We start from the raw sequence: 17,695 nt of genomic DNA on the forward strand, positions 1-17,695 counted from the left end.
GGGGCAGGCGTTGAGGACAGAATTATGAGAGCAGTATCCAAATCAGCAATGCGCCGCTGTGCGACCGGGGTGGCCGCTCTGGCCATTCTGGCCGGGTGCGAGGGGCCTCTGGATTATGACCTTCGCGGGCAGATCGGTGGCTTTTCGACCACCAATGCAGCGCAATCCGCGACGGCATCCCGCCCGGCACCAGACAGCAGGGGTGTCATTACCTATCCGAACTACCAGGTGGTCGTGGCGCGCCGCGGCGATACGGTGCGGGACGTGGCCGCGCGGGTTGGCCTGCCCGAGGGCGAGCTTTCGCGTTTCAACGGCCTTCAGACAACGGACACGCTAAGAGAGGGTGAGGTTCTTGCACTGCCACGCACTGTTGGTGCTGGCAGCGGTGTGGACATCGCGTCGGTTGCCGGGTCTGCAATTGATCAGGTGCCGTCGTCGGGTTCGGTTCAGACCACAACACTGGAACCCGCGAAACCGGCACCAACACCCGCGCTGGTGTCAGCTGGGCCGGAGCCGGTCAGGCACAAGGTCAAGCGGGGTGAGACGGCCTATACAATCTCGCGCCTCTACCAGGTGCCGGTTGAATCTCTGGCGGAATGGAACGGGCTGGGATCTGATTTTACCGTGCGTGAAGGTCAGTACTTGTTGATTCCGGTCAAGAACCAGCCAGCGCCCAGGAAAAATGCGGCTAGTGTCGCGCCCGTTCCCGCCACGGAGGTGACGGAACCGGGACAGGGATCACCGACGCCGACGCCACCCAGCGCTACGCAGCCCTTGCCGGATGAAAAAGTTGCGCCTTTGGCCGAGGCCCCCGACGTGACCGCCGAAGCGCCAACCAATACGCGCACATCCGCGCTGTCCCTGCCGGTTGGCGGCACTATCATTCGCGGCTATGACAAGGGCAAGAATGAGGGCATCGACATCGCTGCCGCTCCGGGTACGTCGGTCACAGCTGCCGAGGCTGGTACTGTCGCGGCGATCACAGCGGACGCGGATCAGGTGCCGATCATTGTGGTCAAGCACAACAACGATCTTCTGACTGTCTATGCAAATGTCGACAAGATCACTGTCAAGAAAGGCGATAAGGTACGCCGTGGCCAGAAGCTGGCTCAACTGCGGGGCGGCGACAATGCCTATGTGCATTTCGAAGTCCGCAAAGGGTTCGAGTCCGTGGACCCCGAGCCCTATCTGAAGTGAAGCTGGATGGCCCGTACCGGGCCATGCCTTCGGCGAGAGTATTTCTGAAAAGATGAAGCCTGTCAGGCGTACGGGTCATAATCACTCAGGCGTTTTCCGGGTTCGTCGGCGAAGATCTCCGGAAGGGGTGAAACTGCTTCGATCAGGTCGATGCGAAAGACACGAAATCCATTGCGCAGCTCGCACCAGGCGGTAAGGGTCCAGACCCGCCCCCAGTATTCCATATGGAGCGGGCGGATGGTGCGTTCGGTCAAAACGCCGTCAATGCGGCGATAGGACAGGTGAAGTTTCTGACGTGATTTGATGGCTGCACGGATCGGGGCCATATGGGCAAGGCCCCTTGCGGCATCGGCAAATGGGTAGACCGCGAATTTCCAGCTGTCCGCCTCGGCCACGACCTGCGTTGGCAAAACAGCGTCGATCTTGTCGGCAAGCGACTGTGCGGCAGCCTTCAGGTCAGTATCCGCGGCCTCGGCCACGATGGCCATGCCAAGATTCAACGCCTCAAGCTCGGCTGTGGTCAGGTTCAACGGGGGCAGGGTGATCTGCTCGCGCACCATGTAGCCGACACCGCGCTCTCCCTCGACCGGAACGCCCGAGGCAACAAGCGTATCCATGTCGCGATAGATGGTGCGGACCGACACTTCAAGCCGGTCCGCAATGTCCTGCGCGCGGTGCAGTTTGCCATCGCGCAGGATCTGGATGATATCGAACAGTCGGTCAGTGCGGCGCATGACACGCCGTTCTGACTGCGTTTAGGCAGTCATGTTCCATAGGACTTTCTCGTGACGCATCTGGATACTATCGGGATTGATGACCGCCATCATGCCTGCCGCACATTCCTGTTGCGGAAACTGCGCAGCGGCGTCCTCTGCCGCTTTCAAATCGGTCCAGACAACATAATCGGTCCAGCGACCATCTTCGCCCTGGCTAAGCTGCCGATGGGCGAAGCCCGGCGCGCTGCGCACAAAGGCCTCAGAAGCCTGACTGAGTTTCACGAACTCTTCCGGCGTGGTGCCATTGGCCAGCGTGAAGGTGACGATTTCAGCAACGTGGGTCATTTAATTCTCCATTGACCTTGTTTCGATGCCAAAGCCCTAACGGATAACAACTGACATAAACCTGTCAGTTGAAAATTGCGACCCCTTAGGTTTCACGCGTTTTCCACAAATTTTGCCCGCAACCCGTTGCAGATCCCTTTTGAGACCAGCGATCGAGGCGTAAAGACTGAGTCAGTTCATGTTCCCGGCGCGCAAACGTGCCGACGAAAAAGGAGAGAAGACATGCTCAACAATATCGGCCTTCCTGGCCTGCTGCTGATCGCCGTTGTGGTTCTGGTTCTGTTCGGGCGCGGCAAGATCAGTTCGCTGATGGGCGAAGTTGGCAAAGGCATCACCGCGTTCAAGAAGGGCGTCAAGGACGGTTCGGAAGAGCTGGAAAAGGACGCTTCTGAGCTGGCCAAGGACGTCACACCTGAAGCCGAGAAAGACAAGGCGTAAGCGCAGATGTTTGATCTGGGCTGGACCGAGCTTCTGGTCATCGGCATCGTTGCCCTGATCGTTGTGGGGCCAAAGGACCTGCCGGTGCTGTTCCGCAATGTCGGACGTTTTGTCGGCAAGGCACGCGGAATGGCGCGCGAGTTCAGCAGCGCCATGAACGAAGCCGCCGATCAGGCAGGGGTGAATGAGATCAAGAAAGGTCTCAACGCTGCCGTGAACCCTGTGGGATCGGCCATGGACGGTGTCAAGCAAGCCGCGCAGGAGATGGCGAAAAGCATCGATCCCACAAAGTTCGATCCTGACAGCGAAACAGGGAAACTGGCGGCCGAGCGGGCCGAGCAGGCCAAAAAGGTTCAGGCGTCAGCCGCCCGGGCCACCGCCGAGCGCAAGGCCAAAGAAGCAGCCGATGCGCTGGCCAAGGCAGAAGAGGCCGAAGCCGCGCTGAACACTGAAAGCAAGACATGAGCAAAACCGACGAGATTGACGATTCTTCGGCCCCGTTGATCGAACATCTGGCCGAACTGCGCACACGGCTGATCCATAGCGTTGTGGCGTTTCTGGTCGGTATGATCATCTGTTTTTCAGTGGCGACGCCGACCTTTAATTTCCTGACCAATCCCCTGTGTGACGTTCTGGCTGAGCGCGGGCAGGATTGTGGCCTGATCTTCATCTCGCCACAGGAAGGGTTCTTTGTTGCGATCAAGGTTTCCCTATTGGGTGGGTTCATTCTGGCATTTCCCTATATCGGGATGCAGATGTGGCGCTTTGTAGCACCGGGCCTCTACAAGTCCGAGAAAAACGCGTTCCTGCCTTTCATGCTGGCTTCGCCCTTTATGTTTCTCCTGGGCGCAAGCTTTGCCTTCTATGTCGTCACGCCTCTGGCCTATGACTTTTTTCTCGGGTTCCAGCAATTCGGGGCTGAGGGTGAAGCCGTGGCCGACGGGGTCAACGCGGCACCGCTGAGTGTGGTGTTCCAGGGCTCAGCCCAGGAATATCTGAACCTGACGATCAAGTTCATTGTGGCCTTTGGATTATGTTTCCAACTGCCGGTTCTCCTGACCCTCATGGGTAAGGCAGGACTGGTCAGTGCCGAGGGGCTGGGCGCTGTTCGGAAATATGCGGTAGTTGGCATTCTGGTTCTGGCCGCAATTGTCACACCACCGGATGTCATCACACAGATCATTCTGTTTGTGGTGGTCTACGGCCTATACGAGATTTCGATCTTCCTGGTCGCGCGGGTGGAAAAGAAACGCGAGGACCAGTTGCGCGCTGACGGTTATTACGATGATGAGCCGGAAGCGGATGATGACCTGATGCAGGAATTCGACGACGACAAGTAAGTCTGCCGATGAAAACAAATGGGCGCGCCATCCAAAGGCGCGCCTTTTTTGTTTGAAACTCTTGTTGTGCCAATTGGAACGTGCTTTGACCCCCTCAAGACAAAACCGGAGGCCCACATGGATGACCAAGCCCTGAACCGTATCGCCGAGGCGTTGGAACGCATGGCACCGGCTCCTTTGGCGGCGCCTGATTTCGCCGCTGCTCCGGCTTTTGTGTGGCATGTCGAACCGGATCGACTGGAACCTGTTGCGCATGTCAACCGGGTCGATCTGGACCTCTTGGTCGGCATCAATCGCTCTCGCGACACGTTGTTGGACAACACGCGCCGGTTTGCAGCGGGGTACAAGGCAAATAACGCGCTACTCTGGGGGGCGCGGGGGATGGGAAAGTCCAGCCTTGTAAAGGCGGTGCACGGCTCTCTGAGCGTTGAGTACGCCAACCTTAAGCTGGTCGAACTGCAGCGCGAGGATATGGGCACGGTCGCGCGGCTGCTGAACCATCTGCGCGCAGCGCCCTACAGGTTCATACTGTTTTGCGATGACCTGTCGTTCAGCCACGATGACCAGCACTACAAATCTCTCAAGGCTGTTCTGGATGGTGGTATTGAAGGCAGGCCAGAGAATGTGGTCTTCTATGCCACTTCAAACCGTCGCCATCTGATGCCGCGGGATATGATCGAAAACGAACGCTCCAGCGCCATCAATCCTTCCGAGGCGGTCGAAGAAAAAGTCTCGCTGTCGGATCGCTTCGGCCTGTGGCTTGGGTTCCATCCCTGTGATCAGGACGAGTATCTTGCGATGATCGACCGCTATTGCGCCGCCTATAGCGTTTCTGTTGATGCAGAGATCTTGCGCGCCGAGGCAATTGAGTGGCAAGCCACGCGCGGGTCGCGCTCTGGCCGTGTCGCCTGGCAATTCTTCGTCGATCTGGCTGGGCGCAACGGCGTGCATATCGCCTGATCCAGGCTTCACCTGGCTGCAAATATCCCCGCCAGAGGCATGGCCCGTCAGGGCCATTTCCTAAAGCAGTGCCAGAATCCGCGCAGCTTCATCCTTGGTGCTGTTCAACACGCTCCGGTCTTCCCCGGGATGAAAACGCGCACGGACGGCCGTGGGCATCGGCGCGGGTTCGACAACCGAAACCCGAGGACCGGTGCGTTCGGTTTCGACGGCCCAACTGCGGGCCAGAGCCATCTGCGCGGCCTTGGTGGCACCGTAGATGCCATAAAACTTCTCGCCAGCTTTCGGATCGTCAAAAAACACCGCATGGCCACTCTCGCCCAGAAGGGGTGAGACATAGGGGATCAGAACCGAGGTCGCGTTTGCATTTGTGTTGATCGCCTTGGCCCATTCCTTGGGGTCAACAAAATGCACTGGCGTCAGTGCTGATGTGTGGATGGCTGTGTGCATCCACAGGTCAACCTTGCCCCAACGGTCATGGATGCCACGACACAGGGTCGCCATGGCGTTTGGATCGGTGATGTCCATGGGGGCCAGAGTGGCTGACCCGCCCCTGGCCTTGATACGATCGTCCAGCTCTTCCAGCCCGCCGGTGGTCCGGGCGACGGCGACGATATGGTATTCAGGTGCCAGCGCTTCGGCCAGCGCAGCGCCCAACCCGCGAGAGGCCCCGGTGATAAGGGCGATTTTTGTCTGATCGGTCATGGCTGCGGTTTGAACCCCTGCGCGAGGGGCGTCAAGTCGCGATTAGCTTCCGGGAATGGCGATCCGCTTGGTCTGGCCGCTTTGTCGCAGCATGATGCCCTGTTCGTCGATTGCTATCACCGTACCCGAGGCGACACGGCTTCCGGGTTCAACCTCTTTCACGCGGCCCGATGACAGGCGTACCAAGGCGTGCAGTTCGGTTTTGGGCCCGAACACCCCCAGAACAGAAACAGAGTTCTTGTTTAACGCGCCCTGCTGTGTGGCCGCGCTTTTGACATTGGTGTTTGACATGGTCCGTGGCCCGGCATGAGTTCCGAACCCCTTATTTCGAGTGAGTGGTTGCCGCCCGATATCAAAACGATCAGGTGAGCAAAAGACCCACACAGACTCCACGCTTCACGACGTAGCGACCCATTTGTTAGTCCCTGTGATCGTGCAAGAATCGCCGCCGGGTTGTGGCAGATTTCCACTCATCGGTGGAACAGTATAGATGCGAGCCACCCTGAATAGGGTTGTCCTATCTGCATGCCGAACGGATTGATTCGCGGTCTGAATAGAAGCTGGACGTGCACTCGGTGGGCGGAGTCTTTCAGCCTGAGGCGAGTTTAGCCGCATTCCACGACCCGCCCGGAACCTGCATATCCGCGCGTTTCTGGCTGACACGGCTGCTGTTTTCCAGACTGTCCAGGTAATCCGCGCTAACGCTGCCTGTAATGTAATTGCCATCAAAGCAGGAACAATCAAATCCCTGGATGTCCGGGTTGCCTTCCTGGGCCGCCCAGATCAGGTCCTCCAGATGCTGATAGAACAGTGCATCGGCGCCCAGCTCTTCACGGATCTCTTCGATCTCTTTGCCATTTGCGATCAGCTCGGCCTTGGTCGGCATGTCTATGCCATAGACATTGGGGTATTTAACCGGCGGCGAGGCGCTGGCCACATAAACCTTCTTGGCCCCGGCATCGCGGCACATCTGAACGATCTTTTTGATGGTGTTGCCGCGCACGATGGAATCGTCGATCAACAGAACGCTGTGGCCTTCGAATTCCAGCGGAACGGCGTTCAGCTTGCGGCGGACGGATTTCTGTCGCTCGGCCTGGCCTGGCATGATGAAGGTACGCCCGACATAGCGGTTCTTCACCAACCCCTCGCGATAGGGGATGCCGGTGATTTTTGCCGCTTCCAGTGCCACGGGGCGGGCGCTGTCGGGTACGGGAATGATCCGGTCGATTTCCAGGCCGGAGTCCTGAATTTGTTTCGCCAGCGTCTGTCCCATACGCATCTGGGTTTTATAAACCGAGACACCGTCCAGCAGTGAATCCGGGCGCGCCAGATACACATACTCGAAGATACAGGGCGTCAGCTTGCCTTCGACCGCCTGAAACTCGTGCATGTTGCCTTTCAGGTCGATCAGGATGGCCTCGCCCGGGCGCAGATCGCGCAGCTTTTCAAAACTGTTGATACCAAAGGCTACGTCTTCCGAAGCAAAGGCATAATCGTCCCCCTGACCGTCGACATTGCGTTTTGCGACCGAAAGGGGCCGAATGCCAAATGGGTCGCGGAACGCCAGCATGCCAACACCTGCCACCAGACAGATGACTGAATAGGCGCCCTGAACCCGCTCCATCGTCATCTTCACACCGGCAAAGATGTTTCGGATCGGGTCCGAATTGCCGTTCACCTTGATGGCGTCAGCCACTTTGTCGGCCAGCACGTTCAGCAGGATTTCCGAATCCGATGTGGTGCGCAGGTGGCGGCTGTATTTCCCGGTCACCTTCTCGCGCTGTTCCGCTGTGTTGGTGATGTTGCCGTTGTGAACAAGATAGATACCGTAGGGTGCGTTCACGAAGAAAGGTTGCGCTTCGGCCGCGCTGAGTGATCCGGCCGTGGGATAACGAACATGACCCATGCCGATATGACCCAGAAGGGTTTCAGCATCCTGGGCGTTGAACACGTCCTTGACCAAACCATTGGCTTTCTTTTCCCGGAAGAATTCGCCGTTGTAGGTCACGATCCCGGAGGCATCCTGACCCCGGTGCTGTAACATCAGCAACCCGTCATAGATCTCAGCAAAGACATCATGTGTCCGGCTTGCGATTCCTAAAATCCCACACATTCAAGGGGCTCCAACTTCTATGACGATATCATTCGAGGATTGACCGCAGTTCGGCACCGAACTTTCTGCATCTTCAGCGCGGAAATGTTCGCTACACAGGAACAAGACGCCGTTAGGGCGACCATCACTGCGATCAGCGCGCATTCATACAGAAAGTACAAGATGGGTGGCTCCGATTCCGTGGCAGGTTGGCCCCCACATAATGCCTATTGGCGTGGCTGTCATCAAAGGATCACAATAGCCAAATGCCGCAGGCCAAGTTTGCGTATGTCGACGTAGAAAAACGAAGATGGTGACATGCGCAAACATATGTGCTGTCATGCATTTGATTGCATACATTAACTGCTAAAACTCAGCACCTCGGGGGGACCTGAATGTGGCAGCATAAACCTCCTCACAAAAACCAGGAACGGATCAGGCAGCGGTGCCATCGGTGCCGAGGATTGGGGCGCGCATCGTGCCAGATCTGTAACGGAGCGGGTGAGATCGCCAAAAGCAGAGATATCTTTGGAAAACCGATCTTCAGTCGATGTGACGGGTGCTTTGGTTTGAAAACAATCCGCTGTACCGTGTGCGGTGGCGAGGGGTTTGTCTGATCTGCAACAAAAAAGCCCGGCAGGGCCGGGCTTTCATGAATTGGTGATCTGCCTCTATCAGCCGTTGGAAGGTGCAGTTGTTGCCGGTTCAGCGTTTCCTGCCGTGCAACTGGCGACCAGCTGTTCATACTGAGTCGTAACCCACCCCAGAGCCGCCTCGGGGTTTTGTTCCTCAATCTGGCCGCTGAACTGTTCAAACACCTTGGCCGACCGGCTTTCATCAACAATTGTGTAAGACTGGCCGGTCATCACGGTGTCGTAAACGAAGAATGCGATCGCAACCAGAAGAATGCCACGAGCGATGCCGAAGAACAGCCCCAGAGCCTGATCCAGACCGCCAAGGGCCGAGCGCTGGACCAGTGATGAAAACAGCGGTGTGAAGATACTGACCACGATCAGCGCCACCGCAAAGACCGCTGCAAACCCGGTGATCACGGACAGTTCGCAACTGTCACGCAGGAAATCTCCGACGACCGGGATTTCCTTGACCAGAGGTACAGCCTGCGGGGCGAAGATGAACGCCAGAACGGCCGCCGCAACCCAACCCGCGATGGCCAGAACTTCGCGCATAAAACCGCGCGAATAGGCCAGCAAGCCTGACAGCACGATGATCAGGGCAACCACCCCGTCGATTATTGTAAAACCTTCCATGGCCCTCGCCTGTTCTTTTCTGCCCCTCAAGGCGCGACTTTAACCTGCTCCGAAGGTTTCGCCAACAAACCCCACCAAATCAGAGGGCCGGGTGAGTGTCAGACCTGCCACAGTACCGGTTTTGCCACCTGCCGGAGCAATTGCTGCTGTGAAACCAAGTTTTTGTGCTTCTTTCAACCTGTTTTCTGTCTGCGGAGCCGGTCTAAGTGCGCCGGATAGCGAGATTTCCCCGAAAACGACGGTGTCTGAGGGCAGGGCCGTGTCCTCGCGTGCGCTCAGCAATGCAGCAGCAACGGCCAGATCGGCGGCGGGTTCACTGACTTTCAATCCACCGGCCACGTTCAGATAGACATCGAGACCCGCAAATGGAATGCCGCAACGCGCTTCGAGAACGGCAAGGATCATTGCCAGCCGCCCGCTGTCCCATCCCACCACTGTCCGGCGTGGTTGTGAATGGGGGGACGGGGCGACAAGGGCCTGCAATTCGACCAGAACGGGCCGTGTGCCCTCAATCCCGGCAAAGACGGCAGAGCCAGGGCTGGGCGTACCACGTTCCGACAGGAACAAGGCCGAGGGGTTGGTGACCTGTGCCAGCCCTTTGCCTGTCATCTCGAATACGCCAATTTCGTCGGCGGGACCAAAGCGGTTCTTGACCGCCCGCAGAATACGAAACTGATGGCCGCGCTCGCCCTCGAAATACAGCACCGTATCAACCATGTGTTCGACAACACGGGGCCCCGCGATCTGACCTTCCTTGGTGACGTGGCCGACCATGATGATCGACACACCATGCCGTTTCGCAAAGGCGGTCAATTCATGAGCAGCCGCCCGGACTTGCGACACGGACCCCGGCGCGCTGTCGACATTGTCCGCCCACATGGTCTGGATCGAGTCGATGATCGCCAGACCGGGTTTCTCGGCTTCAAGCGTGGTGAGAATGTCGCGCAGGTTGGTTTCGGCAGCAAGTTGCACCGGCGCATTCTCCAGCCCAAGGCGGCGCGCCCGCATGCGAACCTGCGCACTGGCTTCTTCACCCGAGACATAGATCGTCTTGACGCCAGCACGGGCAAATCGGGCAGCCGCTTGCAGCAGCAGGGTGGATTTACCGATGCCGGGGTCGCCGCCCACCAACAGGGCAGATGCGGGAACAAGCCCGCCGCCAAGCACCCGGTCCAGCTCTTCCACTCCGCAGAGTGTGCGGGGTGGCGGGGTTTCCTCGGTCGACAGGTCGGTGAGCGTCATCGACCGGCCGCGTTTCGAGCCCAGCGATTTCTTGGCTGGGCCTGCCGACAGAGGTACGTCTTGGATGATCGAGTTCCACTCGCCGCACCCGTCGCAGCGGCCCGACCAGCGAGAATGGGATGCGCCGCAGGCGGAGCAGGAGAAGGTTGGTTTTGCCATGACGTCTTGGTGCCCGAGGACGGGCGGTTCTTCAAGCCCTTGCTGGGCTTTCCTCGTCGTCAGCGCCCTATGTCCGAGCGATGGATTTGCAGTGGCGTTCGGTGAGAATGCCCAAAGCGATGGAGGCAAGGATGCAGGCCGTGAACAGGTAGAGACCCCATGCGGTCTCAACAGTGGCGTAAGAGATGCCCTTGGCCAATGTGATGTAAAGCGCGATCAGGAAGATATCCGCCATCGCCAGCTTGCCTAGGATACTCAGCGCAGGCTGCACACGGGCATCTAGCAGGTTCCACTGTATCAGCGCGGTGCCAATGGTTTTGATGTAGGGCGCGAAGAGGGCAAAGATGGTGACGACCAGCGCAAGGAAGATGTCGGATTTCCAAAGCGACTGGAGGCCGGTGATGACGCTGATTTCGCTAAGGCCAAAGATCGGCAGGAACCCCGCGCGCATCAGCGGGGCGAACCACGCGACGGGGTAGAAAACCAAAAGTGACAGTGTTGCGAAACGCAATATCATGGCGGCCAACGCTATTAAGTGTGACCGCATGACATTACGGTGTTGGATCGTGGGTTCAAGGATGCTTGTTCAAAAGCTTATCCTGCGCGCTTCATACGAGCCATCAGGTTGGTTTTGAGAATGAACTGATGGAACAAGGCAGCCAGAAAATGCAAGACAATCAGAACAAGCATTAGCGTTTTCAGGATCTCATGCACTTCGGCGGACGCTGCTATCCCACCAAACCAGGCCAAGGCACCTGAGGCGGGCACCAGCACCATCAACGCATAGAGTGAGAAGTGCGTGATATGTGCGGCGAGCTTCATCGCGGCTGTTTCTTTTTCCGGTAGCGGCGGCGCGCCGCGGGTCAGACGTAGTGCAATCCGCCAAATCGCGAGCGCAAGGACAAGCAATCCTCCGAATACATGAAGAGCAACTGGTGCTTGAAAAGAGACAGGCAATCCGCGTTCGAATTGATCCCAGGCTTCAGACATCGGCTCGTGAAAGAGAAATTGAATTGCGATCAGAACGAAAATGACCCAGTGAAGGGCGATTTGCGCGCGAGAATACGAAGTAGGCATGGGGAAGCTCCGACAAACTTTAACGTTGCGCTGGTTTAACGCAAAACTGTCAGATTTCCGTCGATGATTTTTGATTTATTTGTCCAGCATCACTGCTATCAACGCACCGCCTCAATCGGCCCCTCAGCGCTCCCGCTGATGAACTGCTCCACATAGGGATCACCTGAGGCATCCATCTGGCTGACCGGGCCCGTCCACTGGATCACCCCTCCGTGCAGCATGGCCACGTTGTCAGCAATCGCGCGGACGGAGCTCATGTCGTGGGTGATGGTCATCGCGGTGGCGCCCATCTCGGTCACGATTTCGCGGATCAGGTCGTTGATGACGCCGGACATGATCGGGTCGAGGCCGGTGGTGGGTTCGTCAAAAAAGATAATCTCAGGCTCGGCGGCGATGGCGCGGGCAAGGCCCACACGTTTTTGCATCCCGCCTGACAGCTCTGCCGGAAAGCGGTCGGCCACGTCGGATTTCAGGCCTACGCGGCGCAGTTTTTCGATGGCGATCTCGCGCGCTTCCTCGGTTGGGCGTTTCAGGGATCCACGCAGCAGGCGGAATGCGACGTTCTGCCAGACGGTCAGCGAGTCAAACAGGGCCGCACCCTGAAACAGCATCCCGAACCGGGCCAGAAACGCGTCGCGGTCGCCTTTGGTTGCGTCCTTGCCGTCGACATAGATCATGCCGCTGTCGGGTTTGATCAGGCCCAGGATACATTTCAGGGCAACAGATTTCCCCGTGCCGGAACCCCCGATGATGACCATCGAGGTTCCTATGGGTATCTCTAGGCTCATTCCACGCAATACGTGGTTGTCGCCAAAGGCTTTTTCTACGTTCTCCATCCGGATCATAGCGAGAAGAACACCCCTGTGAGAACAAAGTTTGCGGCCAGGATCAAAACGGCTGCGGCTTCGACCGAGCCTTTGGTTGCGCGGCCGACGCCCTGTGCGCCGCGGCCCGAGTTCATGCCGTAATAGCAGCCCATGATAGCCGCGATCACACCAAAGGCTGCGCCCTTGACCAGAGACGATACAATGTCGCGCATCTCGAGGAAATCGACGGTGTTTTTCAGATAGGCCGCCGGGTTGAAGCCCAGGTTCTGCGTGGCGACAGTGTACCCGCCCGCAATCCCGATAACGTCACCCACCGCGACCAGCGCAGGTACGGTGATCAGGGCGGCTAGCACACGCGGAGCAGTAAGATACTTCATTGGGTGGGTCGACAGCGTGACCAGAGCGTCGATTTGCTCGGTCACTTTCATCGTGGCGATCTCGGCCGCGATGGACGAGGTCACGCGCGCGGCGATCATCAGGCCGACCAGCACGGGGCCAAGCTCTCGCACCATGCCGATGGCGACAATCTGGGGCACGACGGCTTCGGCGTTGAACCGCGCACCGCCCGCATAGATTTGCAAGGCCAGCGCGCCGCCGGTGAAAATGGCGGTCAGGCCGACGACGGGCAGGGACAGCCAGCCGATATTCAGCAGGGCCATCCCGAATTCGCGCGGATAGAAGGGTGGGCGCAGGATGTGCGACGCTGCATCAAGCGCAAACAGGGCCACCCGGCCAAAGGCCGCAAGCAGGCCCAGCACGGTGCGGCCCAGCCCCCCCAGCGCGCTGATTGGGTTCATTCCACGTAGCCCCGCGAATAGCGATTGCCCATTGATGTCAGGATTTCATAGCCAATTGTACCAGCAGCCTCGGCCAGATCATCAACGGTTTGATGACCGTTGAGAATGCGCAGGCGCTCCGGGTCTTTCGGCAGGTCCGTGACGTCCACGGTGATCAGGTCCATTGAGATACGTCCAACAACCGGGCAGGGTTGGTCGCCCGCAAATGTGTCGATGCCGCCGCCAATGGCGCGATGCAGGCCATCTGCATAGCCGGCAGCAACGGTGGCGATCCGGGACGGCCGTCGCGCCACCCAGGTGTTTCCATAACCCACGGTCTCGCCCACGGCCAACTTGCGCACCTGGATGACAGGAAGGTCTACGGTTACGACAGGCTTTGCACCGACAAAGGGCATTCCGCCATAAAGACCAATACCCGGGCGACAGAAGTCAAAATGAAACTCAGGCCCCAAAAGCATCCCGCCCGTCGCTGCCAGGGAGCGCGGCGCAGCGACCCCATCAGTCATGTCGCGGAAGGTTTTCAGTTGTTGCTGGTTCATCGGGTGTTCCGGCTCGTCCGAGCAGGCCAGATGAGACATGATGAGTGCCGGGTTCAAGGCTTCGGCCTTGGAACGCAACTCAGCCCAGTCAGCAGGTTCAAGACCAAGCCGGTTCATACCACTGTCCAGTTGGATACCAAACGGGTGGTCGGGCAGGGTCTCTGTATGGCGTAGAAACTGTTCTGGCGAGTTGATCAGCGGTATCAGGTTGTTGCCGCGCAGCAGATCGGCATCGCCTTCCATATGTCCCGAAAAAACGAAAATCATCGGGCCGGGGCCAACGGCCTCGCGAACGGTTGTGCCTTCTTCTGCAGCAGCCACGAAAAACTTGCGAACACCTTCTTCTGCCAACGTGTCGCTGACAGGTCCTGCGCCCAGCCCATAGGCATCTGCCTTGACCACGGCGCCGGTTTCGACCCCGGTTTTCGCGTCGAGTGCCCGCCAGTTTCTGGCGAGGGCCTGAAGATTGATCGTCAAACGTGCAGTACTCATGGGACTGTTCATGACATTGCGCCGTCCAAGGTCAAGAGGGAAAGGGCTTTTTCCGCGACAGATTGCGCCCACCAAGCGACAGATACGGCGGAAAACACCCAAAAAAGCAGACATTTTGGCGACTTACTGCTGTATTAAGCCGTTTTCGGGATTGTCTTCACATAGGTGTTAAAGTGATGTTGAGAACAAGATCGTCCCATCGCTGCAATAAACGGTGCTGCGGCATATCCCGAGGAAATCATGGATTTTTATACCGATCAAACGCCAGATCCGTCCGAAACAGCCCGGTTTTTCGCAGAAGTATTTTCGGCGTCGGAAGGCCCGGACGAGGGGGCGATTATCGAAGCTTTCGTGCAAGAGATGATCGATACCACCCCACCACAGGACCTGATGGTGTGCACCGCGCGACGCGATCAGGTGCTGCTTGGCTGCGCCATCTTTTCCCGAATGCTGTTTCCACAGGATGCGCGCCGGGTATTTATCCTGTCGCCTATGGCTGTCCGAACAGACAGGCAAAAAGCCGGGGTTGGACAGGCTTTGATTGCCTATGGTCTGGATTGCCTGCGGGCATCAGGCGTGAACGTGGCACTCACCTATGGTGATCCCGCTTACTATCGAAAAACAGGTTTTGAGCAGATTTCTGAGGCCACTGCACAACCGCCGCTAAAGCTGAGCCATCCGCATGGCTGGCTGGGGCAGTCGCTGGATGGTCAGGCGCTTGCGCCACTTAGCGGCCCGTCGCACTGCGTGTCTGCGTTGAACAATCCGACGCTTTGGTGAGTGCGGGGTTCAATCTGTCAGAATACAGGCGGGCGGACCTCATTCTTGGTTCGCGCACCAGATCCTGAATCGCGCGACAGGTTCACAGAACCTTTTTGCTTTGCCAACAATCAAAGGAAAGTCGGGAAAACCCAAGTAAGTCTGTCCTTTCGCGATCAATAACCTTCAATCTCGCCACCCTGCTGCCACGGCTTGACCAGATTGCCAAACCGGGTGAATTGCGCCTCGAATGACAGCTCGACCGTGCCGATTGGACCGTGGCGCTGTTTGCCAACGATAATCTCGGCCTTGCCGTGCAGGCGTTCCATGGCCTGCTTCCATTCTTCCATCTTCTCAAGCTCGTGATCGCCGGGTTTTTCACGTTCTTTGTAGTATTCTTCGCGGAACACGAACATCACGACATCGGCGTCCTGTTCGATCGAGCCTGATTCCCGCAGGTCAGACAGCTGCGGACGTTTGTCGTCGCGGTTTTCGACCTGGCGGGAAAGCTGCGACAGGGCAATCACCGGAATGTTCAGTTCTTTGGCGATTGCTTTCATGCCCATTGAAATCTCAGCAATCTCGTTAACCCGGTTGTCGGACATGCCGCGGCACAGTTGCAGATAGTCGATCACCAGCAGGTCCAGCCCATGTGTGCGTTTCAACCGTCGCGCGCGTGCGGCAAGCTGAGAAATCGGAAGGGCGGGCGTGTCGTCGATAAAAAGCGGGCAGGCTTCAAGTTCTTTGGCCGCATCAACGAAACGGCGGAATTCGGCCTCGGTCATGTCGCCCTGACGGATCTTGTGGCTAGAGATTTCGGACGCCTCGGCCAGAACGCGCCCGGCCAGCTGTTCAGCGCTCATCTCAAGTGAGAAAAAGCCGACGACCCCGCCGTCAATTGCGCCTTCGGAACCATCCGGTTTCAGACCGCGTTTGTATGCTTTGGCCACGTTGAAGGCCACGTTGGTCGCCAGCGAGGTTTTCCCCATCGACGGACGACCTGCGAGAATGATCAGGTCCGAGGGGTGAAGACCACCCAGTTGTTTGTCGAGATCGACCAGACCGGTCGAGATCCCAGCCATGCCGCCACCGCGCTGGTAGGCTTCGTTGGTGACATTGACGGCTTCTGTGACCGCCTTGAGGAAGGACTGGAACCCCTGTTCGGTCTGGCCCTGCTCGGAAAGCTGATAAAGCTGTTGTTCGGCCTCGACGATTTGTTCTTTCGGTTCGCTGGCTACATCGACCCGCGCGGCCTTGTCGGAGATGTCGCGGCCCAAACGGATCAACTCGCGCCGGATGGCGAGGTCATATATCATCTGGGCGTAGTCATGTACCGCAAAGGCGCTGATCGACGCGCCGGCAAGCTTGACCAGATAAGCTGGCCCGCCCAATTCCTTCAGGCCCTCATCCTCGGCCATGAAGGATTTCAACGTCACAGGCGAGGCCAGCGCGTTCTTTGCAATGCGTGCGGCGGCGACCTCATAAATGCGGGCATGAACCGGGTCATAGAAATGCTCGGACCCAATGATCGAAGCGACCCGGTCGTAAAGGTCGTTATTCGTCAGAATTGCACCCAGAAGCTGCTGTTCAGCCTCAATGGAATGCGGCATGGTTTCGGCGTTCTGAATATGCGCCGCTGCCTGCTCGATACTGCTGATCTCGTTCATCATGTCCCCGCTGCCCGTTCCGAGGTTCTACACGCCACACCCCGGTTCAAGCTATCTGCAAATGAATGGGGGTAAGTTGGTATAACTGCCCCCCGCCTTGGGATAACTGCCCACCCCAATGGGGATAACTTAGCCCTAGTTTTACACGGGCGCAGCGTTACCGCAACATTTGGTGTGTTGGCTGGATATCTTGACTAGATAGGCGCGCTTTGATGCGATTCGAAAATCAACTATCCCCAAGCCATCCACAGGCTGAAAATCACGATTTTCGCGCGTCCTGCCAGCCTCGCGGGTCGTTCAGAAACGCCTCGACCCCGTCAAGTGTTTCCTGATCAAAGGCTTTTTGCGCCTTGGCCTCGGCCAGAACATCCCACCACGTGCAAAGGTGATGCAGCTTTACACCATGGTCGCCCAGCGTCTTCTCGGTTTCGGGAAAGATACCGTAGTAGAAGATCACAGCCGTATGCCCGCAGGTGGCACCAGTCTCGCGAATTGCATCGACGAAGGACAGTTTCGAACCGCCATCGGTAGTCAGGTCCTCGACCAGCAACACGCGTTCACCTTCGCTCATCGCGCCTTCAATACGGGCGTTGCGCCCGTAACCTTTGGGTTTTTTGCGCACATAGGTCATCGGCAATGCCATACGTTCGGCCACCATCGCGGCAAAGGGGATGCCCGCAGTTTCGCCGCCCGCAATGTTGTCAAAGGCTTCAAAACCCGCGTCCCGCATCACCGTAACGGTCAGAAAATCCATCAGCGTGGAACGAATGCGCGGGTAGGAGATCAGCTTGCGGCAATCGATATAGGTCGGGCTGGGAAGGCCACTTGCCAGCGTGAACGGCTCGCGCGCGTTGAAGTGGACGGCCTTGATCTCCAGCAGCATCCGGGCCGTCAGGCGAGCGATTTCAGTGCTATCGGGAAAAGAACTGGGGATCATGGCGGGACCTCGGCGATGAAATGATGTTTCGGGCTGATAGCCCGACCCTTGGCCCGGAGTCGAGAGCTGTTGGAACAAAAGAAAAGCGGACCCCCCTAAGGTCCGCTGTTTCCGGGCATACTGCTATGCGAACACCAT

General features: G+C 57.9%; 20 protein-coding genes. 6 read left to right on the forward strand and 14 right to left on the reverse strand.

What is annotated here, in order from left to right; translation table 11 throughout:
- Positions 1 to 24 precede the first annotated feature (24 nt).
- Positions 25 to 1,197: a peptidoglycan DD-metalloendopeptidase family protein gene (locus ACR0DS_RS05230; RefSeq protein ID WP_480558023.1), complete on the forward strand. Its 1,173-nt coding sequence runs from the start codon at positions 25 to 27 to the stop codon at positions 1,195 to 1,197.
- 62 nt (positions 1,198 to 1,259) lie between these two features.
- Here the strand turns inward: ACR0DS_RS05230 and ACR0DS_RS05235 are convergent, their stop codons facing one another.
- Positions 1,260 to 1,931, reverse strand: coding sequence for a helix-turn-helix transcriptional regulator (locus ACR0DS_RS05235; RefSeq protein WP_480480622.1), 672 nt, complete (start codon positions 1,929 to 1,931; stop codon positions 1,260 to 1,262).
- Between the two features lie 21 nt (positions 1,932 to 1,952).
- Positions 1,953 to 2,258 (reverse strand): hypothetical protein, encoded by a 306-nt coding sequence (locus tag ACR0DS_RS05240; RefSeq protein WP_267364188.1) that lies wholly within the window; start codon positions 2,256 to 2,258, stop codon positions 1,953 to 1,955.
- A 222-nt stretch (positions 2,259 to 2,480) separates the two neighbouring features.
- On the opposite strand from ACR0DS_RS05240, the gene ACR0DS_RS05245 reads away from it, so the two are divergent.
- The 4 genes from ACR0DS_RS05245 to ACR0DS_RS05260 all read left to right on the forward strand — a co-directional run bounded on the left by ACR0DS_RS05245 (position 2,481) and on the right by ACR0DS_RS05260 (position 4,996).
- The gene (locus tag ACR0DS_RS05245) at positions 2,481 to 2,696 is read left to right on the forward strand and encodes a twin-arginine translocase TatA/TatE family subunit (protein ID WP_480473142.1); all 216 of its coding nucleotides are present in this window, start codon (positions 2,481 to 2,483) and stop codon (positions 2,694 to 2,696) included.
- A 6-nt stretch (positions 2,697 to 2,702) separates the two neighbouring features.
- Positions 2,703 to 3,161, forward strand: a complete 459-nt coding sequence (tatB, locus tag ACR0DS_RS05250; protein WP_267364187.1) for a Sec-independent protein translocase protein TatB — start codon at positions 2,703 to 2,705, stop codon at positions 3,159 to 3,161.
- The gene (gene tatC, locus ACR0DS_RS05255; protein WP_480558021.1) at positions 3,158 to 4,036 is read left to right on the forward strand and encodes a twin-arginine translocase subunit TatC; all 879 of its coding nucleotides are present in this window, start codon (positions 3,158 to 3,160) and stop codon (positions 4,034 to 4,036) included. The genes tatB and tatC overlap by 4 nt, the downstream gene beginning before the upstream one ends.
- A gap of 117 nt (positions 4,037 to 4,153) precedes the next feature.
- Positions 4,154 to 4,996 carry an ATP-binding protein gene (locus ACR0DS_RS05260; RefSeq protein ID WP_480558019.1) on the forward strand — a complete coding sequence of 281 codons (843 nt, stop codon included), beginning with the start codon at positions 4,154 to 4,156 and terminating at the stop codon, positions 4,994 to 4,996.
- Positions 4,997 to 5,056: 60 nt separating this feature from the next.
- Here ACR0DS_RS05260 and ACR0DS_RS05265 read toward each other — a convergent pair whose 3' ends face one another.
- From ACR0DS_RS05265 to alr, 10 genes are all read right to left on the reverse strand, one after another.
- A complete protein-coding gene (locus ACR0DS_RS05265) occupies positions 5,057 to 5,701 on the reverse strand; it encodes an SDR family NAD(P)-dependent oxidoreductase (protein ID WP_480558017.1) in 645 nt (214 codons plus the stop codon).
- A 42-nt stretch (positions 5,702 to 5,743) separates the two neighbouring features.
- Positions 5,744 to 5,992 carry a hypothetical protein gene (locus ACR0DS_RS05270; RefSeq protein WP_209503732.1) on the reverse strand — a complete coding sequence of 83 codons (249 nt, stop codon included), beginning with the start codon at positions 5,990 to 5,992 and terminating at the stop codon, positions 5,744 to 5,746.
- A 298-nt stretch (positions 5,993 to 6,290) separates the two neighbouring features.
- The gene (purF, locus tag ACR0DS_RS05275; RefSeq protein ID WP_267364182.1) at positions 6,291 to 7,814 is read right to left on the reverse strand and encodes an amidophosphoribosyltransferase; all 1,524 of its coding nucleotides are present in this window, start codon (positions 7,812 to 7,814) and stop codon (positions 6,291 to 6,293) included.
- A gap of 653 nt (positions 7,815 to 8,467) precedes the next feature.
- Complete coding sequence (locus tag ACR0DS_RS05280; RefSeq protein ID WP_267364181.1) at positions 8,468 to 9,061, reverse strand: CvpA family protein; 594 nt, start codon at positions 9,059 to 9,061, stop codon at positions 8,468 to 8,470.
- Positions 9,062 to 9,100: 39 nt separating this feature from the next.
- The gene (radA, locus tag ACR0DS_RS05285; RefSeq protein WP_209503735.1) at positions 9,101 to 10,462 is read right to left on the reverse strand and encodes a DNA repair protein RadA; all 1,362 of its coding nucleotides are present in this window, start codon (positions 10,460 to 10,462) and stop codon (positions 9,101 to 9,103) included.
- Positions 10,463 to 10,529: 67 nt separating this feature from the next.
- A complete protein-coding gene (locus ACR0DS_RS05290) occupies positions 10,530 to 10,979 on the reverse strand; it encodes a paraquat-inducible protein A (protein WP_480545509.1) in 450 nt (149 codons plus the stop codon).
- Positions 10,980 to 11,056: 77 nt separating this feature from the next.
- Positions 11,057 to 11,539, reverse strand: coding sequence for a cytochrome b (locus ACR0DS_RS05295; protein ID WP_267364177.1), 483 nt, complete (start codon positions 11,537 to 11,539; stop codon positions 11,057 to 11,059).
- A gap of 98 nt (positions 11,540 to 11,637) precedes the next feature.
- A complete protein-coding gene (locus ACR0DS_RS05300) occupies positions 11,638 to 12,384 on the reverse strand; it encodes an ABC transporter ATP-binding protein (protein WP_480558015.1) in 747 nt (248 codons plus the stop codon).
- Positions 12,381 to 13,163, reverse strand: a complete 783-nt coding sequence (locus ACR0DS_RS05305; RefSeq protein WP_480480639.1) for an MlaE family ABC transporter permease — start codon at positions 13,161 to 13,163, stop codon at positions 12,381 to 12,383. The genes ACR0DS_RS05300 and ACR0DS_RS05305 overlap by 4 nt, the downstream gene beginning before the upstream one ends.
- Positions 13,160 to 14,194 (reverse strand): alanine racemase, encoded by a 1,035-nt coding sequence (gene alr, locus ACR0DS_RS05310; RefSeq protein WP_480616703.1) that lies wholly within the window; start codon positions 14,192 to 14,194, stop codon positions 13,160 to 13,162. Before alr ends, ACR0DS_RS05305 begins: the two co-directional genes overlap by 4 nt.
- A gap of 240 nt (positions 14,195 to 14,434) precedes the next feature.
- Between alr and ACR0DS_RS05315 the strand changes: the two genes are divergently transcribed.
- Positions 14,435 to 14,974 (forward strand): GNAT family N-acetyltransferase, encoded by a 540-nt coding sequence (locus ACR0DS_RS05315; RefSeq protein ID WP_480558013.1) that lies wholly within the window; start codon positions 14,435 to 14,437, stop codon positions 14,972 to 14,974.
- 155 nt (positions 14,975 to 15,129) lie between these two features.
- Here ACR0DS_RS05315 and ACR0DS_RS05320 read toward each other — a convergent pair whose 3' ends face one another.
- Together ACR0DS_RS05320 and ACR0DS_RS05325 are read right to left on the reverse strand one after the other, a co-directional pair.
- On the reverse strand, positions 15,130 to 16,620 hold the full coding sequence (locus ACR0DS_RS05320; RefSeq protein WP_267366870.1) for a replicative DNA helicase: 1,491 nt from the start codon (positions 16,618 to 16,620) through the stop codon (positions 15,130 to 15,132).
- Between the two features lie 259 nt (positions 16,621 to 16,879).
- On the reverse strand, positions 16,880 to 17,557 hold the full coding sequence (locus ACR0DS_RS05325; protein WP_267366868.1) for an orotate phosphoribosyltransferase: 678 nt from the start codon (positions 17,555 to 17,557) through the stop codon (positions 16,880 to 16,882).
- Positions 17,558 to 17,695: the final 138 nt, after the last annotated feature.

Source organism: Ruegeria sp. AF5 (assembly GCF_056541905.1).

Coding starts and splice junctions, on each gene's coding strand:
- ACR0DS_RS05230 (WP_480558023.1), top strand. CDS start 25: ATGAGAGCAGTATCCAAATCAGCAATGCGCCGCTGTGCGACCGGGGTG.
- ACR0DS_RS05235 (WP_480480622.1), bottom strand. CDS start 1,931: ATGCGCCGCACTGACCGACTGTTCGATATCATCCAGATCCTGCGCGAT.
- ACR0DS_RS05240 (WP_267364188.1), bottom strand. CDS start 2,258: ATGACCCACGTTGCTGAAATCGTCACCTTCACGCTGGCCAATGGCACC.
- ACR0DS_RS05245 (WP_480473142.1), top strand. CDS start 2,481: ATGCTCAACAATATCGGCCTTCCTGGCCTGCTGCTGATCGCCGTTGTG.
- tatB (WP_267364187.1), top strand. CDS start 2,703: ATGTTTGATCTGGGCTGGACCGAGCTTCTGGTCATCGGCATCGTTGCC.
- tatC (WP_480558021.1), top strand. CDS start 3,158: ATGAGCAAAACCGACGAGATTGACGATTCTTCGGCCCCGTTGATCGAA.
- ACR0DS_RS05260 (WP_480558019.1), top strand. CDS start 4,154: ATGGATGACCAAGCCCTGAACCGTATCGCCGAGGCGTTGGAACGCATG.
- ACR0DS_RS05265 (WP_480558017.1), bottom strand. CDS start 5,701: ATGACCGATCAGACAAAAATCGCCCTTATCACCGGGGCCTCTCGCGGG.
- ACR0DS_RS05270 (WP_209503732.1), bottom strand. CDS start 5,992: ATGTCAAACACCAATGTCAAAAGCGCGGCCACACAGCAGGGCGCGTTA.
- purF (WP_267364182.1), bottom strand. CDS start 7,814: ATGTGTGGGATTTTAGGAATCGCAAGCCGGACACATGATGTCTTTGCT.
- ACR0DS_RS05280 (WP_267364181.1), bottom strand. CDS start 9,061: ATGGAAGGTTTTACAATAATCGACGGGGTGGTTGCCCTGATCATCGTG.
- radA (WP_209503735.1), bottom strand. CDS start 10,462: ATGGCAAAACCAACCTTCTCCTGCTCCGCCTGCGGCGCATCCCATTCT.
- ACR0DS_RS05290 (WP_480545509.1), bottom strand. CDS start 10,979: ATGATATTGCGTTTCGCAACACTGTCACTTTTGGTTTTCTACCCCGTC.
- ACR0DS_RS05295 (WP_267364177.1), bottom strand. CDS start 11,539: ATGCCTACTTCGTATTCTCGCGCGCAAATCGCCCTTCACTGGGTCATT.
- ACR0DS_RS05300 (WP_480558015.1), bottom strand. CDS start 12,384: ATGATCCGGATGGAGAACGTAGAAAAAGCCTTTGGCGACAACCACGTA.
- ACR0DS_RS05305 (WP_480480639.1), bottom strand. CDS start 13,163: ATGAACCCAATCAGCGCGCTGGGGGGGCTGGGCCGCACCGTGCTGGGC.
- alr (WP_480616703.1), bottom strand. CDS start 14,194: ATGAGTACTGCACGTTTGACGATCAATCTTCAGGCCCTCGCCAGAAAC.
- ACR0DS_RS05315 (WP_480558013.1), top strand. CDS start 14,435: ATGGATTTTTATACCGATCAAACGCCAGATCCGTCCGAAACAGCCCGG.
- ACR0DS_RS05320 (WP_267366870.1), bottom strand. CDS start 16,620: ATGAACGAGATCAGCAGTATCGAGCAGGCAGCGGCGCATATTCAGAAC.
- ACR0DS_RS05325 (WP_267366868.1), bottom strand. CDS start 17,557: ATGATCCCCAGTTCTTTTCCCGATAGCACTGAAATCGCTCGCCTGACG.